This window comes from Paenibacillus sp. GM2FR, from assembly GCF_002803325.1.
In the GTDB taxonomy this organism is placed as follows: Bacteria; Bacillota; Bacilli; order Paenibacillales; family Paenibacillaceae; genus Paenibacillus_AQ; species Paenibacillus_AQ lautus.
In genome coordinates this window covers 3,679,633-3,695,400 of the sequence record NZ_MKZM01000008.1, presented here as the reverse complement: position 1 = coordinate 3,695,400, position 15,768 = coordinate 3,679,633, and the positions used below count along the sequence as shown (strand labels likewise).

Below are 15,768 nucleotides of genomic sequence, written 5' to 3'. Positions count from 1 at the left end.
GGGGCACAAGTGATGAAACGAATTATGGTAACCGGTGCGCTCGGTCAGATTGGCTCAGACCTGGTGGCAAAATTGCGGAAGATATACGGCGAAGAAGCGGTTCTCGCAACGGACATTCGCCAAATTCAGCATGAAACGTTGCAATCAGGACCGTTCAGAATACTGGATGTAACCGACCACCACGCTTTCCACGAAGCGGCCAAAGAGCACCGGGCGGATACGATTATCCACCTGGCAGCCCTGTTGTCCGCCAAGGCAGAATCCAATCCTGCCCTGGCGTGGAACCTGAACATGGGCGGTTTGTTAAGCGCGCTCGAGACGGCACGGGCATTATCCTGCCAGTTCTTTACGCCGAGCTCCATCGCGGCATTCGGAGCGGACACCCCGAAAAGAGCAACGCCGCAAGACACGCTGCAGCGCCCGTTAACGATGTATGGAGTCAGTAAGGTTTCCGGTGAGTTGTTGTGTGACTACTATTACCATAAATTCGGAGTGGATACCCGCGGATTGCGCTTTCCCGGGCTGATCTCCCACTCCGCGCCTCCAGGCGGGGGAACGACAGATTATGCGGTTGAGATGTATGTAGACGCCATCCGCAATGGCAGCTACACTTCTTATATTGATAAAGGGACCTACCTTGATATGATGTACATGCCGGATGCGATTTCCGCCATCATGACATTGATGGAAGCGGATCCGTCCAAGCTGAAGCACCGTAATGCCTTTAATGTCACGGCAATGAGCGTTGATCCTGAGGGGATTGCGGCCAGCATCCGCCGGCACATACCGGATTTCAGCCTCGACTATAACGTGGATCCTGTCCGTCAAGCGATTGCGAATGAATGGCCGGATTCCATCGATGCAACTGCAGCACGCGAAGAATGGGGATTTGATGTACAATATGATTTGAACCATATGACCGATGATATGGTGTCAAAGCTTATGGAGAAGCCGCAAGCGGATCAGAGCAAGATCAGTTAACGGCTTAGTTTCAGAAGGAGGATATGGTTACACTTGGAACCCATTCATAAAAAGGTAGGGAGAAATCTGCAAGCCATCCGCAAATCACGGGGCCTCAGCCTCGATAACGTAGCCGAGTTGACCGGTGTAAGCAAAGCCATGCTGGGACAGATCGAGCGGGGGGATTCCAACCCGACGATCTCCGTATTATGGCGCATCGTTAGCGGCCTCGGCATTTCATTCACCACGCTCATCGAAGAGGCGGAAACCGAAGTAACCGTGGTATCACCGGAGGACGTGGAGCCTTTTCACGAGGCCGAAGGCGCGTACCGGGTATACCCTTTGTTCTCCTACAACCTGCGCACTAAATTTGAGTCCTACATGGTTATGATGGATCCGGGCTGCGATCACGGATCTGAAGCTCATAATGATGGCGTTGAGGAGTATATTTTTGTACATCAGGGGGAGCTGGAGCTCTGGCGCGAAGACGAAAGCTACACCGTGCCTGCCGGAAGCTCCGTGCATTTCTCGGCTAACCGGCCCCATCGGTACGTGAACCCTGGCAACGAGACAACGAAATTTTACACGATTATTTTCTATGCGGATGCCGCAGCCAGGGGCTGATCATTAGAAACAGTTATACCGTTTGATTACCGTCAACCGAATATTAAGAAAAGTTAGTGCCGCCCGGAGAAAATACAGCCCGATCTTAAAAATCGACTGTATGGTGTTCCGGGCGGCCGTTTTATATTTAGGACGTGGGAGAAGAGGCCGCAGGGGGAGGTGGAATTGAAATTATTCGTTTCTCATTGTGATTACAAAATCATTGACAAAGGAGTTGAACGGTTGACTATGGGTTTCCACACCAAAAAGTGGCTGAAGCTGTTATTGGCAGTTGCGTGCGCGCTTGTGGCCGTTCCGCCAGCAGGAACGACACTGATGGCGGCCAATGGTATGACAGAGCAGGCTGATGTTCATTTATTAGACTCAAACACGGCCGCGAATATGGCGACCCAACAGGATCTGGATGTTATTTACAAGGATTTGTCCGGTTATCCGACGGTATCGGCCACGTATAACGGGGGGGTTGCCGCCATCGGAGATCAAGCCTTCGTTCTGGCGGTCAACCCCGACACGACGCCAATTCTTGCGGCTGCCCGTTACGGAAAAGGCAAAGTCGTTGTTGCAGGCGACGATTCTTATTTCAAGTTTACCCCCGATATTACCGATGAGCGGAAGACGGTGGCCCGTAACATCCTCCTGTGGCTGACCGAGGATTCCGAGACGTTGACCTATCAGGAGGCATTGGAAGGCAAGGGCCGATTACCCATGTTGTCGGCAACGTGGAAGAATTATACCATCGAAACCGATGTGCCGATCGATCTGGTCCGGTTGGAGCAATTCACGCCTGAGCATTTGGATCCGTCCCGCTACCCCGTAGCTTATGTTGACGGCACGCTGAAGGATAGTGAGATCGACGTCCTCGAGGATTACGTCGCGCAGGGTGGTCATGTCGTAGTCCCCTTAAAGGGATGGGTGATGGAGCAGTATCCGCATGTCTTTCTCGGGAATGAATATCAGGGCCGCTCGGGCAGGCTCAGTGAGGATTTCCCGGTACAGCGCCTTTTGAACCGGATGGGTCTTGGTCTGATGAACAATACGGCATCGACTCGAACGGAAACTTTGCCTAAATTGACGCCAGAGCAATCCGCCAATTATCACTCGCTAAAGCTGCTAGAGCAGGCTGAAGCGATTGAGGCAGGAACGCTGTTGCCAGATCAGGTGAACGTCGGGCGGCCGGGCGCCGGCGCAGATAAGAAGCTGCAGGTCATCGCTTCGGTGACCGGTGGAACCGTCAGCAGCATCACCCCTCAAAGTCCGCTGTATGCCGTGATCGAGCAGGATGCCAGCGATTTGGAGTCCCAGCTTACGTTTCCGCTGGATCGATCCAAAGCGCCCTATACCAGTGCATTGTTAGCTTTTCAATTAGGGCGGATCGGCAATGATCTGACGGCACCCAAATCCCCTTATGCCGATCAATTTCCTGGAGCCGTTCCGACGGACGCCCCGCGGGTGACGGGACAATCGGTTCACGTGAATTTTGATTATTCAACCTTTGACTATTTACGTCAAGGCACGGTTCCAAAGAATTGGATCAGCACGGGGATATACGCGCCGGCCGGGGAATGGGTGACGGTTCAGGTCCCTGAAGGCACGCAGCATCTGGATGTGCAGGTTGGGGCACACACGGACAATTTGACAAGTAAAACAGAATGGGAAAGACCTCCGGTCATAACGCAGCGAAAATCGCTTCTTCCGGGTGAAAATCGGATTCGCAGCCCGTATGGCGGTCTGATTTACCTGATTCCGACCAAGCCGCAGCCTGGTGTTGAGACGAATATTGAAATCAGCGGCGGGGTTCAAGCGCCGTATTATATCCTTGGAGAGACCTCTCCCGATCAATGGGAGAACGCTGTTCGTGATTATCCTGCTCCCTGGGCCGAACTGCAGGGACGCAGAGTGATCTTGACGCTTCCGTCAGAGTATATCAGGCAGCTTGGAGATCCGCAGCAATTACTGGAGAAGTGGGACGCGATCGTGGACTATACAGAGGAAGTTGCAGGGCTTTCCCCGAATCAACCGCTGCCGCATAAGAGTATAGACCTTCCGTTCCGTTATGTTGCGGATCGACAGATTAGCGCGGGTTATATGCATGCCGGTTATCCCATCATGTTCCACATTGATCCTTCCGCGGGTCATGCCGTTGACATATCCCGCGTAACGCAAGGTGGATGGGGCTTCTGGCACGAGACCGGCCACGAATATCAGCAAGGAGCTTGGAACTGGAACGTAACGGGCGAAATTACCGTTAATATTTATTCTTTATATGTCCAAGAAAAATTCGGCAACAGCAGCAACTTATTGATTCGGAACGCGGAAGGAAAGGACTTCTACGACCGCGCATTTGATTATATCGAAAGCGACATACCAAACAAGTCGTTCGGCAGCTCGGGCCAGCTGGATCTCTTCGGTTATCTCGTGATGTTCCGTCAGCTGTCGCTAGCTTACGGGTGGGATTTCTACGCTGAGCTTCATAAGGCGTACCGGGAGCTGCCAGCATCGCAGCTGCCTGCGACGAACCAAGAGGAGATCGATACGTTTGTGATCATGGCATCCACCATCGCAGGTGAGAATCTGACGGAGTTCTTTGACAAATGGGCGCTGCCGTATTCCAAAGAAGAAGTTCGTTCCCGCGTTGACGCCCTGAATCTCCCGATGCCTTCGCAGGAGGTGTGGCGGCTGCGGGAGACGCATACGCTGAACGCTCCTCCCGAGATCAAGGCCGACATGGAAGCCGAATGGAACCGTGAATCGGTGAAGCTCACCGTTGCCATGACAGCGGAAGCCGAAGCGGCGGGCATGCGAAGCCAGTACAAGATTGGATCCGAGGGCAAATGGACGGATTACACGGCTCCCATACTTGTAGAAGCGGAAGGCGAGACAACGATACATGCCCGGGCGGCCGCGATGTCGGGCGTGACAAGCGACGAGGCTTCCAAAACGGTGAAGATCGACCGGACCGGGCCGGAAATTAGGGCAAACGTGACCCAGTCCGTATACCAGACCGAGCGGTTCACCATCTCACCTCAAATCACGGACTCATTAAGCGGTGTATCCGGCGTCATCGTGGAACTGGATGGCAAGGAAGCTGCAGAAACGCTGGTTAGAGACCCGTTAACGCTAACGGCCGGACCGCACACTCTTCGGATTATGGCCGAAGATGCAGCCGGGAATATCACGGCTCGCGAATACCCATTCGAAGTCGTTGTCGATCAGCAACAGCTCGACGATATCGTGAGAGCAGGGGAAGAGAAGGGCTGGATCGACAACCATGGCATCTCCCAAAGCTTATTGGCCAAAATCGCGGATTTCCAGCAGCACCCGGCCGGAAGCGAAGCCGCCGAAGATGCGCTGACTTCGCTGGAGCACGCCATCAAAGCACAGCAGGGCAAGCATATCGATGCAGGCTTCGCGGAGCTTCTTCTTGGGGACATAGCCTACATTCGAAGCCGAAGCGAGGTTTCCTAGCAGCTTACCTTCATGCAAGGGGCGGCCTTTCCGGCCGCCCTTTAAATCTTTCAAGACCATGCAATCACTAAAAAAATCAGTCCGAGATTAAATTTAGACCATGTACCGGCTTAAGAAAGTATTGCACAATTAGAAAACACGGCAGTGTTCAACCGCCAAACGGATCTGTAAAGTAGGTGCATAACAAACAAGAAGTTCGCACAGCACGCGAATAAAAAGGGAGGCGAATGATATTGAAGTTAAACAGGTTTAAGCCATTCTGGATCGTTCTGCTCGCTGCCGTCACAGTCATGACGGCGGCCGGCTGCAGCGGCCCGGACAAGGATCAACCGGTAGCGAAGGAAAATCCTGAATCCCCACCGGTTTTATCGCAATTAAGTTATTGGGTGCAGATGGTCAGTCAAGTATCCGCCACGATGAAGAGTTATAACGATATCGAGGCGTATAAGGAACTGGAGAAGGTCACCGGCGTGAAGGTGGATTTTCAGCATCCGCCGCAGGGTCAGCAGGCTACGGAGCAGTTCAACCTTATGATGACCTCGGATAAGCTTCCGGATGTCATCGAATATTCATGGGCCGGTTACCCTGGCGGTCCGGAAAAGGCGATCAAGGACGGCAAAATTATCAAACTCAACGATTTGATCGATCAATATGCCCCGAATTTTAAAAAGGTGCTTGAGGATAATCCGGAATGGAAAAAAGAAATCATGACCGATGACGGCAGCATATACGCGTTCCCTTTCCTGCGCACCGACGACAGGCTCAAGGTATTTCTGGGACCGACGATCCGGCAGGATTGGCTTGATAAGCTTGGACTTTCGATGCCAACCACCATCGATGAATGGTACGCCGTGCTGAAAGCATTTAAGGAGCAGGATCCGAACGGCAATGGTGAGGCTGATGAGATTCCGCTGTATCTGGCAAAGGGCGATGTCGATACAACGACAGCATTTCTCGGCGCATGGGGAATCAATGCCGGATTTTACCAAGAAGACGGGGAAGTAAAATACGGTCCGACGGATCCGAGATTCAAGGAGTTTTTAATGCTCATGAACCAGTGGTATAAGGAGGGACTGCTTGATCCGGACTTTGCCACGACCGATGCGAAAATGCTGGAGGCGAAGATCACCGGCGGGCAGATCGGTTCCGCCATTCTATACACAGGCAGTGGGATCGGCAAGTATGGAACGCTGATGAAGGATAAGGATCCGAGCTTTAGGCTGGTGGCAGCCCCTTACCCTGTGATGAACAAAGGCGACAAGCAGATTTGGGGTTATAAAGACCACGCATTTACCGGGGTAGGGGCGGCGATAACGACCAGCAACAAAAACCCGATCGAAACCGTCAAGTGGCTGGATTACGGATATTCCGAGGAAGGCACCCTGTTGTTCAACTTCGGAAAAGAGGGCGTCAGCTACACGATGGAGGACGGCAAGCCGGTGTTTAAGCCGGAAGTGTTGAACGACAAGGCCGGGCTGCCGCTGATCCAGTCCATGTCCAAGCATAACCGCGCCACTTTCAGCGGACCGTTCATGCTCGATATTCGGTTTGATGAACAATATACCACCGAGCCGGATCAGCTGGAATCCAAGATCATCTGGGCCGAGCCGACCATGGAGAAGAAAATGCCGCGCACAACGCCGACCCAATCCGAGAGCAGCCGCTATGCCTCCATTATGACGGATATCAACACATACAAGGACGAGATGTATTTGAAGTTCGTTATGGGTGCCGAGCCTTTGGATCAATTTGATAAGTACGTTAAAACGATTGAAGGCATGGGGCTGAAAGAAGCGCTTGAAATACAGCAGAAAGCCTTGGAGCGTTACGGACAACGGTAGATCGCCCTGGAGCGGCGGAAACATTCTTTCTGTCTCAGCCGCTCTTGGCGTGCAATTTATTTTTGGAGGGAGGGATTCGATTGTCTGCTGCGCAGGATTATCTCCTTGAGCATCGCAAAGGGAAATGGTCAACGATTGTTAAAGATTTGAGACGGAACAAATTCGTTTACATACTAGCGATACCCGTCATTCTGTACTATGCCGTCTTCCACTACGGCCCCATGTACGGCCTGCTGATGGCTTTCAAAGACTTCAGCATCGCTGACGGCATTTGGGGAAGCCAGTGGATTGGCTTTGAGCATTTCCGCAATTTCTTCGACAGCTATTATTTCGAACGCCTTCTGCGCAATACTGTGCTGATTAATGTTTACGAGCTCATCTTTGCGTTTCCGGCACCGATAATCCTGGCCTTGCTGCTGAACGAAATCCGCAGCCGCCTGTTTAAGCGTACGGTCCAGACGATATCCTATTTGCCGCATTTCGTATCCATCGTCGTCGTGACCGGCATCATGTTCGATTTTCTCGCAAGAGACGGCTTGATTAATCAGCTCCTGGGCTTTTTCGGTATAGAATCGATCCCGTTCATGAGTGAAGCGGGCTGGTTCCGCCCCCTATATGTCGGCTCCGGCATTTGGCAGGGCGTGGGCTGGGGATCGATCATTTATCTGGCGGCGATCGCCACCATCGATCCGACCTTGTACGAGGCAGCCAAGATGGACGGGGCAGGGCGCTGGAAGCAGATGCTGCACATCACGCTGCCGGGCATGCTGCCGACCATCATCATCATTTTTATTCTCAATATGGGCTCCATGCTCAGTGTGGGCAGCGAGAAGGTGCTGCTGATGTACAGCCCTCTTACCTATGAAACGGCGGACGTGATCTCGACCTTTGTATACCGGAGAGGGGTTCTGGAGACGGATTACGGCTTTACGACCGCCGTCGGATTATTTAACTCGGTGGTCAGCTTTATCTTGCTGGTTCTGGCGAACTCGATCAGCAAGCGGGTCAGCGAACATAAACTTTGGTAGAAAGGGGCGTCGGTCATGGCAAACAAATTATCCGCCGGAGAAAAAATATTCACCTGCTTCAACGCGCTGATCATGATAAGCCTGTGTTTCGTCACCCTATACCCATTCGTATATGTTGCCTTCGCTTCGGTCAGTGATCCCGCTTCCCTGGCCCAGCACCGCGGGCTGCTGTTGATGCCGCTCCATATCAATTTCGACGCCTATAAGGCGGTGTTTGAAAATCCGATGATTACGACGGGTTACCGCAACACGCTGATCTACGTCGTTGTAGGCACGGTCATCAATCTGGTGGCTACCGCTATCGGCGCGTATGTGCTGTCCCGCAGAAATTTGTACTTCAAAAACCTGCTGATGATGCTGATCGTCATCACCATGTTTTTCGGAGGCGGCCTGATTCCGACTTATCTGCTGATCAATAATCTAGGGATGCTGAACACGATCTGGGCGATGCTTATCCCGGGGATGATCGGGACGTTTAATATGATCATTATGCGGACCGCCTTTCAGTCCGTCCCGATAAGTCTTGAGGAATCGGCGAAAATCGACGGTGCAAGCGATCTGATTATTCTGTTCCGGATCATCATTCCACTGTCCATGCCCGTCATCGCGGTCATGGTTTTATGGTATGCCGTGGGGCACTGGAATTCGTATTTCGGCGCGCTCATCTACTTAAGGGACCGGGAGTTGTTCCCGCTTCAGCTCGTGCTGCGCGAAATCCTGATTACCAATACAACCGACAGCATGATGACGGAAGCCTCGGGAGACCGGATCGCTATCGCGGATACAATTAAATATGCGACGATTATCGTATCGACATTGCCCATTCTGCTGCTGTATCCGTTTTTGCAAAAATATTTCGTCAAGGGCGTTTTGATCGGCGCCATTAAGGAATAGGAGGAGAGCGATGACGGACTCATTGGAAACCGCATTGGAAAGAAAGAACCGGATGCAGTGGTGGAAGGAGGCCAAATTCGGCATGTTCATCCACTGGGGCGTTTATTCTCTGCTGGGGCAAGGGGAGTGGGTCATGTACTTCTCCAAAATTCCGGTCAAGGAATACGAGAAACTTGCTGCGGAATTCAATCCGGAACAGTTTGATGCCAAGGCATGGGTGGCTTGCGCTAAAAGGGCCGGCATGAAATATATCGTCATCACGGCCAAGCATCACGACGGTTTCGCCATGTACCATTCACGGACGGATCCGTTTAATATCGTCGACGCTTCTCCATTCGGCCGAGATCCCTTGAAGGAATTATCCGAAGCCTGCAGGGTGGAAGGAATCCGGCTCTGCTTTTATTATTCCCATGTGATTGATTGGCATCATCCGCACGCGATCCATGACACGTACAACAATCTATGGGACTACGAGCTGGAGAAAAAAGCGTTCTTCAGCTATTGGAACCATAAAGCGAAGGGGCAAATACGCGAGCTGCTGACGGAATACGGCCCAATCGGCCTGCTCTGGTTCGACACGTCCGGGGGATTGTCGAAGAAGGAAAGTGAAGCTATCGTGAGCATGATCCGCGAGCTTCAGCCCGAATGCCTGATTAACAGCAGGGTGAGCCATTGGCCTGATTTCGGGGATTATCAATCCAAGGGAGATAACGAAATCCCGATGCATGGCGAGGAAACCAGGGAGTGGGAAACGCCGATGACCCTTAACCAATCGTGGGGGTACAGCACCAAGGATCAAGTATGGAAATCGGCGGATGCTTTAATCCGCAAGCTGGTGCACATCGTCAGCAAGGGCGGGAATCTGCTGCTCAATGTCGGTCCGACAGAAACAGGCGTGATTCCGGCAAAGTCGGTTGAACGTCTGGAGGAAGTGGGTGCCTGGCTTGAGCGAAATGGAGGGGCGGTATACGGCACCAGTGCAAGCCCGTTCCCCTATGAACTGGAATGGGGGGCCGTTACGGTGAAAGGGGAGATGGTTTACCTTCATGTATTCAATCACTATTGGCCTGCTGAAGAACTGGTATTGAACGGAGTGAAAAACAAAGTTAAAAAAGCTTACCTGCTGGCGGACGGGAACGCCAGTGGCCTCCCTGTGGAGCAGAGCTATCATCTGGAAACGGATCATTATGCGATGCGGATCCGGCTGCCGGAGCTTCCCCCGGAAGATTATGTGTCGGTTGTCGCATTGGAGGTCGAAGGCGGGCTTGAGGTAGACCGGGGATTTATTCAACAGGCACAGGACGCCATTAAACTGGATTTGGTACTATCGGAAATAACGACAGGCAGCGGGATGAACGAGGCCCGGTGGACCTTTAAGGCAGCATCGCCCGGCGTGTTTGAAGTCGTGCTCGTTAATTTCAAAAAATCCGGTGCCGTCTGGGAAAAAGAATATGATCATGAAGTTACCGTCCGGGCAGCAGGGCAGACGGCAGCTTGCGTTCCCAAAGAGGATGTGGTCGTCAGCGACTCCATATCCTGTCAGCATCCGTATACCGAGGTTCACTCGTCGATCGGTCGCATCGTGATTGAGCAACCGGGCACTTATGCGTTGACGTTATCGACGAAGCTTGCCAAGCCGAAGCCGAACGGACCGGAAATTTGGCAGGCGGCGTCCGTGAAGCTTCGTTCGGTGCGATTGGTTCAGGTGTAGAACCTTGCTGTACCCAGCCTATAGGCTTCACGTATGCCGTCAAACGGGAGGTTTGCACTTATCTTTTGTGATCGGATTTTAAAGGGTTAGGAAGGCAGTTTGGCGAAGGATTCAAGATGATAGGTTTCCATACATTTTCTTGGAGGAATGCGTCATGATCTCGATACCCAGCCTTCTGCCCGGCAAGCGCAAAAGCAGCCGGGGACGTGTCTTGAAAACCATGATCGTTTCGTATATGTTCATACTTTTGCTGCCGATGACCGTTGGACTGTTTCTGTATGAACGGGTGGAAAACGTGATGGAAAACAATGCGGAGCGTTCAAATTCGGCGATGCTGGAGCAGCTGCGGCTTTCCATGGACAGCAAGCTCAAAGAAGTGGATATATTGGCGAAGCAAATCATGTTTAACCCCAAGCTGGCTAATCTGCTGAACCTTGATCGGCATGATCAAGGGGAATCGTATCGTCAGGTGGAGTTCGTCCGCGATTACCTGAACCGTTATCAAACATTTGTAAGCGGATTCGTAAAGGATTTCTATGTTCACCTGCAGTCGGGAGACGTCATCTTGAAGCCAGGCATGCGAACCGATGCAAGAGCCTTCTACGACAAGTATTACCGATTTGAAAATATGGATTTTGAAACTTGGAAGCAGAGCATGCTTGGCCGCTACCACAACATGTCATTCCTGCCCTCCGATGTGCTGCTGCAGAGTCCGAACCAAGGTAACGGCAACCCGGCGGACGTGATCACCTACGCGCAATCACTTCCGGTCCATGATGTGTCCGATATCCGGGGAACGCTCGTTATCATGATCGATGGGCAGCAGGTTCAGGAGATGTTCCGGCAAATCGAGTCCGCAAATGACAGCGAGATTTATATAGTCGACGGGGAACACAGAGTCATCGCAAGCTCCTCGGGCACGGAACTGTCCGAACAGGTGACGGAAAGGCTTGCCGGACCATCGGGATTGTTTAAAGAAATGCTGAACGGTACGGACAGCATGATAACATTTACGGAATCCAAGGAGGCGGGCTGGCATTACGTGTCCGTCATGCCGATGGATAGTCTCATGGAGCGAGTGACGCAGCTGAAAAGAATGGCTTTGTCGGTGTTTATCGCATCACTTCTCGCAGGAGCAGGCGTCGCATGTTGGTTTGGGTACCGCCAGTATAGCCCCATTAAACGCGTGGTTGATGCCATTCTCCAGGGAAAGCCCATTCAGGGTAAACCAGCCACCAACGAATATGATTTCATTTTGCAAACGATCGAAGGATCATTTGTAGAGGAGCGGGATCTGAGGGAGCGATTGTTCCGGCAAAGCCCCGTCATCCGAGCCGATTTTCTGTCAAGGCTCATTCGCGGTTACATCGATCCGGATCATGCAGGGAAGGAGGGAGGGCCGTCTTTAACGACCATGGGCATCCACTTCCGGTCCGATATGTTTGCAGTCATCATCGTTCAGGCAGTGGATATTACAAGGCTGTCGCCGGAACCATCGGAGCAAGATTGGACGCAAATCCGGTTTATTGTCTCGAATATCGGCACGGACATTGCGAATTCGGGCCACCAGGGATTCGCCGTCGATATGGAACGCGACCGGGTAGCGTTCCTGGTCAATTTCCATCCAGTTGAGAGCGGGGAGGCTGAGCTCTTCCTTCATGAATTTGCCGAACGATTTCTCCGGGTACTGGAGGATCGTTTCCATATTTCCGTGACGATTGCCGTTAGCAGCATACACACAGGAAACGGAACAATCGGCAGTGCTTATCTCGAAGCCATGGCCGCTCTGGATTACCGAATGTTCAGCGGAAGAAATTCCATCATTCACTTCGGTCATGTGCGGGACATTAAGCATCATTATTACTATCCGATCGAATTCGAGACGCAGCTTGTCAACCATGTGAGAGGCGGAGACAAGGAGAACGTCGCTAAGCTGCTGGACAATATTTATACGATGAATTTTAACTCGGCGGGCATGACCCCTGAACTGGGCAGATGCTTGTTCTTCAATATCATAAGCACATTTCTGAAAATACTGAATTTGACGAACACGGATCATGAAAGCCTGCTGGGCCCGAACTTTGACCCTGTAAAGCATATATTCGGTTGTGCCACAAGTGATGAAATGCAGGCTGAGACGAAACGTTTGTATGAAAAGCTGACCCGTCTCTTTCATACGGAGCACAGCGATCATAGTATCCAGCTGCAACGGGATATTATGGCATTCATCGACAGGAATTTAACCGATTATAATTTAGGACTTGGTATGATTGCCGATCATTTCGGCATGACGCCTCAATATATCTCGAGTTTCTTTAAGAAGATGAATCGATGCAATATCACCGACTATATTACCCGCGCGAGGATTGAGAAAGCGAAGACATTGATGGAGCAATCGGAACTGACCAATGCGCAGTTGGCCCAACTGGTTGGCTATACCAATGATGTTGTGTTCATCCGGGCCTTCAAGAAGTTAGAGGGGGTCACCCCCGGCAAATATCGGGCGAGCGCTAGCGGATAATAACGTTGAACGCGAGAGAGGAGTGGCCAATCAGAAATGGAAGCGATTCAGGAACCTTTAAAATACGGCGAGGTAACGACATGGACGCAGCAAAGGACCGAAGCCGCCATCGAATTCGTTCTTCATCGGATCGATCAGAATTTAGACATGTTCTCCAATCGTTTTCCGTCCCCTGCCAGCCGCAATAATATCTACGAGACAATCGGCAACACGGAATGGACCTCGTCATTCTGGACCGGAATGCTGTGGCTGGCTTATGAAGTCACGGGAGATGCCAAGTACCGGTCGACTGCGGAGCTTCAGCTCCACAGCTATAAGGAGCGCGTGGAGAAACGAATCGCCACGGAGACGCATGATCTGGGATTTTTGTATTCATTGTCCTGCGTTGCCGCATATAAGCTGACCGGGAATACAGAAGCGAGACGGATTGCCTTTGCCGCAGCAGACCTATTAATGGAGCGGTATTTCGAGAAAGCCGGTATCATTCAGGCTTGGGGTAAGTTGGACCAACCGTCACAGCGCGGCCGAATGATCATCGACTGCTGCATGAATTTGCCTTTGCTCTATTGGGCGACGGAGGAAACCCGCAAACCGGAGTATCGTCGTGCCGCCATAAGCCATGCACAGCAATCCGCTCGTTATTTGATCCGTGAGGATTCCTCAACGTATCACACGTATTATATGGATGTCGAGAGCGGAGAACCAAGGTTTGGGCAAACGTCCCAAGGATATTCGGATCATTCGTGCTGGTCCCGCGGTCAGGCCTGGGCCATTTATGGTTTACCGCTCAGTTATGCATATATGAAGGAAGAATCGCTGCTGCATGATGCGGAGCGGGTAACGAATTACTTTTTGAATCGGCTGCCTGAGGATTATGTGTGTTATTGGGATTTGATATTCACCGAAGGGCTGGAAGAGAGAGACAGCTCGGCCGCCGCCATTTCGGTATGCGGAATGCTGGAACTGGCAAAGCATTTGCCTCTCTCACACCCGCGGCGCCGTACGTACGAGAACGCGGCACTGCGCGTTTTGGGGGCATTAAGCGATCGCTATACGACGGTATCGCTCCCAGGATCCAACGGCATTCTGCAGCATGCGGTGTACGGAAAGCCGCTCGGCAACGGAATTGACGAATGCTGCATTTGGGGGGACTATTTATATTTTGAAGCTTTGGTAAGGGTCTATAAAGATTGGGATATGTACTGGTAAATGAAGAGGATTCATATTCAAAAGACAAAAGTGAATGTATGCGGTACCCCTGCATCAGCGTGGCTGATGTTAGGGGTGTTTTGTCTGTCTGTTTGGTTATGTTGACAAAATAAATTAACTCGTGTTAATTTATTTACATAAGTTAACTTTAAAGAGGTGCTAACACAATGGATCCGGATATCTCATTAAGGGAATTAAAGAAAGCTAAGAACAAAATCGCACTGTATGAGGCGGCACTATCGTTAATGAAGGACCGGATGTTCAGCCAGGTTATGCTGGAGGACATTTGCAGGCGAGCCGAAATATCAAAAGTCACTTTTTTTAAGTTTTATCAACGCAAAGAGGATCTGCTGATTTATTTTATGCGGGTATGGCTGACTGAGCGGGTTATCGAGATCGACACGGAAGGGAAAAAAGGGTTTCAGGCGTTCCGGCATCTGTTGTCCCAAGTGGCTAAGGAGCATCAAGTGAGGCCGGGCATGATGCCGAGCCTGATCTCCTTTCTCGCGGAGCAGAACATGCAGCCCTGCATGCCGGAGCTAAGTCCTGCCGAAGTATCGCTGCTTTTTCCCGGTCACGAGGAAGCGGGGAGCCAATCGCCCAACATGTATGCCTTATTCGAGCGGTTCATGAAGGAGGAAGCTCAAGCCGGCAGGCTGAATAAAGCCTTAACCTTGGAGCAAGCCGTACAGATTTCTTTCACTGTTTTTTACGGGGCGTTTCTGACGGCCCAGTTGTACAATTCCACGGAAATCGGCTGCTTTTACGAAACGCACTTAGGTCTGCTCGAAATTAAGGAAGGGGAGTGAGCAAGCATGAGCAAAGTCATTCCAGGTCGATATACCGCACACATGGAAGGATCCTTCGTTGTATTCGTGATCGGGTTTCGGATTAACAAGTGGTGGGCGGTCCATAAGTGGCTGCCTGTCATGAATGCCATGTCCCCGATGCTTCAGGAGCTGTACCGGAACAAGGAGGAGCTCGGCTTCATGGACGGTACCTATCATTTTTCCGGCAAGGGACTCACTCTTATTCAATATTGGAGGAGTTTCGAACACCTGGAGCATTATGCCCGTCACGGAGCCAATCACCTGAAGGCATGGCGGGATTTCAACCGCAAGATTGGAACGGGAGGGGACGTAGGGATATTCCACGAAACCTATTTGGTTCCGGAAGGACAATATGAATGTCTGTACAACAATATGCCGAGGTTCGGTTTGGCAAAAGCGGGAGCCCATGTCCCCGCGACGGGACGCAGGGAAACGGCAAGCCGGCGGCTTGGCCGCGAGGGAGAACCGGCAGTGCCGACTCCTCCAAATCCGTAGTTCCGGTCTATAGTCGGTTGATCTCCCTCTGCTGCCGCAGCTTATGACTAAGGATAATTACCATAGGTCATGGGCGGCGTAAATGCTGTGGAAGTCGTGAGGCTTTAGACATGTTTTTCTTCCACGCTCCAAAAAAGGGTTGGTAATCCCCGTTTATTCTTCTATGATGATATTACTTCAAATCGGCGAT

11 protein-coding genes are annotated in these 15,768 nt (G+C 51.6%); all 11 read left to right on the top strand.

Annotated features, from left to right (window positions below):
* Window positions 1–12: 12 nt before the first annotated feature.
* The 11 genes from PAEVO_RS16765 to PAEVO_RS16715 all read left to right on the top strand — a co-directional run bounded on the left by PAEVO_RS16765 (window position 13) and on the right by PAEVO_RS16715 (window position 15,578).
* Entirely contained in the window at window positions 13–981 is a 969-nt protein-coding gene (locus PAEVO_RS16765; protein WP_100538558.1) for an NAD-dependent epimerase/dehydratase family protein, read from the top strand.
* A 33-nt stretch (window positions 982–1,014) separates the two neighbouring features.
* Entirely contained in the window at window positions 1,015–1,584 is a 570-nt protein-coding gene (locus tag PAEVO_RS16760) for a helix-turn-helix domain-containing protein (protein WP_100538557.1), read from the top strand.
* 165 nt (window positions 1,585–1,749) lie between these two features.
* Window positions 1,750–5,049, top strand: a complete 3,300-nt coding sequence (locus PAEVO_RS16755; RefSeq protein WP_243390804.1) for a M60 family metallopeptidase — start codon at window positions 1,750–1,752, stop codon at window positions 5,047–5,049.
* Between the two features lie 233 nt (window positions 5,050–5,282).
* Window positions 5,283–6,890 (top strand): type 2 periplasmic-binding domain-containing protein, encoded by a 1,608-nt coding sequence (locus tag PAEVO_RS16750; RefSeq protein WP_100538556.1) that lies wholly within the window; start codon window positions 5,283–5,285, stop codon window positions 6,888–6,890.
* 80 nt (window positions 6,891–6,970) lie between these two features.
* Entirely contained in the window at window positions 6,971–7,918 is a 948-nt protein-coding gene (locus PAEVO_RS16745) for an ABC transporter permease (protein ID WP_100538555.1), read from the top strand.
* Between the two features lie 15 nt (window positions 7,919–7,933).
* Window positions 7,934–8,812 (top strand): carbohydrate ABC transporter permease, encoded by an 879-nt coding sequence (locus PAEVO_RS16740; RefSeq protein WP_100538554.1) that lies wholly within the window; start codon window positions 7,934–7,936, stop codon window positions 8,810–8,812.
* Window positions 8,813–8,822: 10 nt separating this feature from the next.
* On the top strand, window positions 8,823–10,523 hold the full coding sequence (locus PAEVO_RS16735; RefSeq protein ID WP_100538553.1) for an alpha-L-fucosidase: 1,701 nt from the start codon (window positions 8,823–8,825) through the stop codon (window positions 10,521–10,523).
* Window positions 10,524–10,677: 154 nt separating this feature from the next.
* On the top strand, window positions 10,678–13,044 hold the full coding sequence (locus tag PAEVO_RS16730) for a helix-turn-helix domain-containing protein (protein WP_100538552.1): 2,367 nt from the start codon (window positions 10,678–10,680) through the stop codon (window positions 13,042–13,044).
* Window positions 13,045–13,080: 36 nt separating this feature from the next.
* A complete protein-coding gene (locus tag PAEVO_RS16725) occupies window positions 13,081–14,253 on the top strand; it encodes a glycoside hydrolase family 88 protein (RefSeq protein WP_100538551.1) in 1,173 nt (390 codons plus the stop codon).
* Window positions 14,254–14,420: 167 nt separating this feature from the next.
* Complete coding sequence (locus PAEVO_RS16720) at window positions 14,421–15,062, top strand: TetR/AcrR family transcriptional regulator (protein WP_100538550.1); 642 nt, start codon at window positions 14,421–14,423, stop codon at window positions 15,060–15,062.
* Between the two features lie 6 nt (window positions 15,063–15,068).
* Window positions 15,069–15,578 (top strand): DUF4188 domain-containing protein, encoded by a 510-nt coding sequence (locus PAEVO_RS16715; RefSeq protein ID WP_100538549.1) that lies wholly within the window; start codon window positions 15,069–15,071, stop codon window positions 15,576–15,578.
* The last annotated feature ends 190 nt before the right edge of the window (window positions 15,579–15,768 follow it).

Excerpts from the sequence above, each read along its gene's own strand:
- PAEVO_RS16735 (WP_100538553.1), top strand. The coding sequence starts at position 8,823 with ATGACGGACTCATTGGAAACCGCATTGGAAAGAAAGAACCGGATGCAG.
- PAEVO_RS16730 (WP_100538552.1), top strand. The coding sequence starts at position 10,678 with ATGATCTCGATACCCAGCCTTCTGCCCGGCAAGCGCAAAAGCAGCCGG.
- PAEVO_RS16720 (WP_100538550.1), top strand. The coding sequence starts at position 14,421 with ATGGATCCGGATATCTCATTAAGGGAATTAAAGAAAGCTAAGAACAAA.
- PAEVO_RS16765 (WP_100538558.1), top strand. The coding sequence starts at position 13 with ATGAAACGAATTATGGTAACCGGTGCGCTCGGTCAGATTGGCTCAGAC.
- PAEVO_RS16715 (WP_100538549.1), top strand. The coding sequence starts at position 15,069 with ATGAGCAAAGTCATTCCAGGTCGATATACCGCACACATGGAAGGATCC.
- PAEVO_RS16740 (WP_100538554.1), top strand. The coding sequence starts at position 7,934 with ATGGCAAACAAATTATCCGCCGGAGAAAAAATATTCACCTGCTTCAAC.
- PAEVO_RS16725 (WP_100538551.1), top strand. The coding sequence starts at position 13,081 with ATGGAAGCGATTCAGGAACCTTTAAAATACGGCGAGGTAACGACATGG.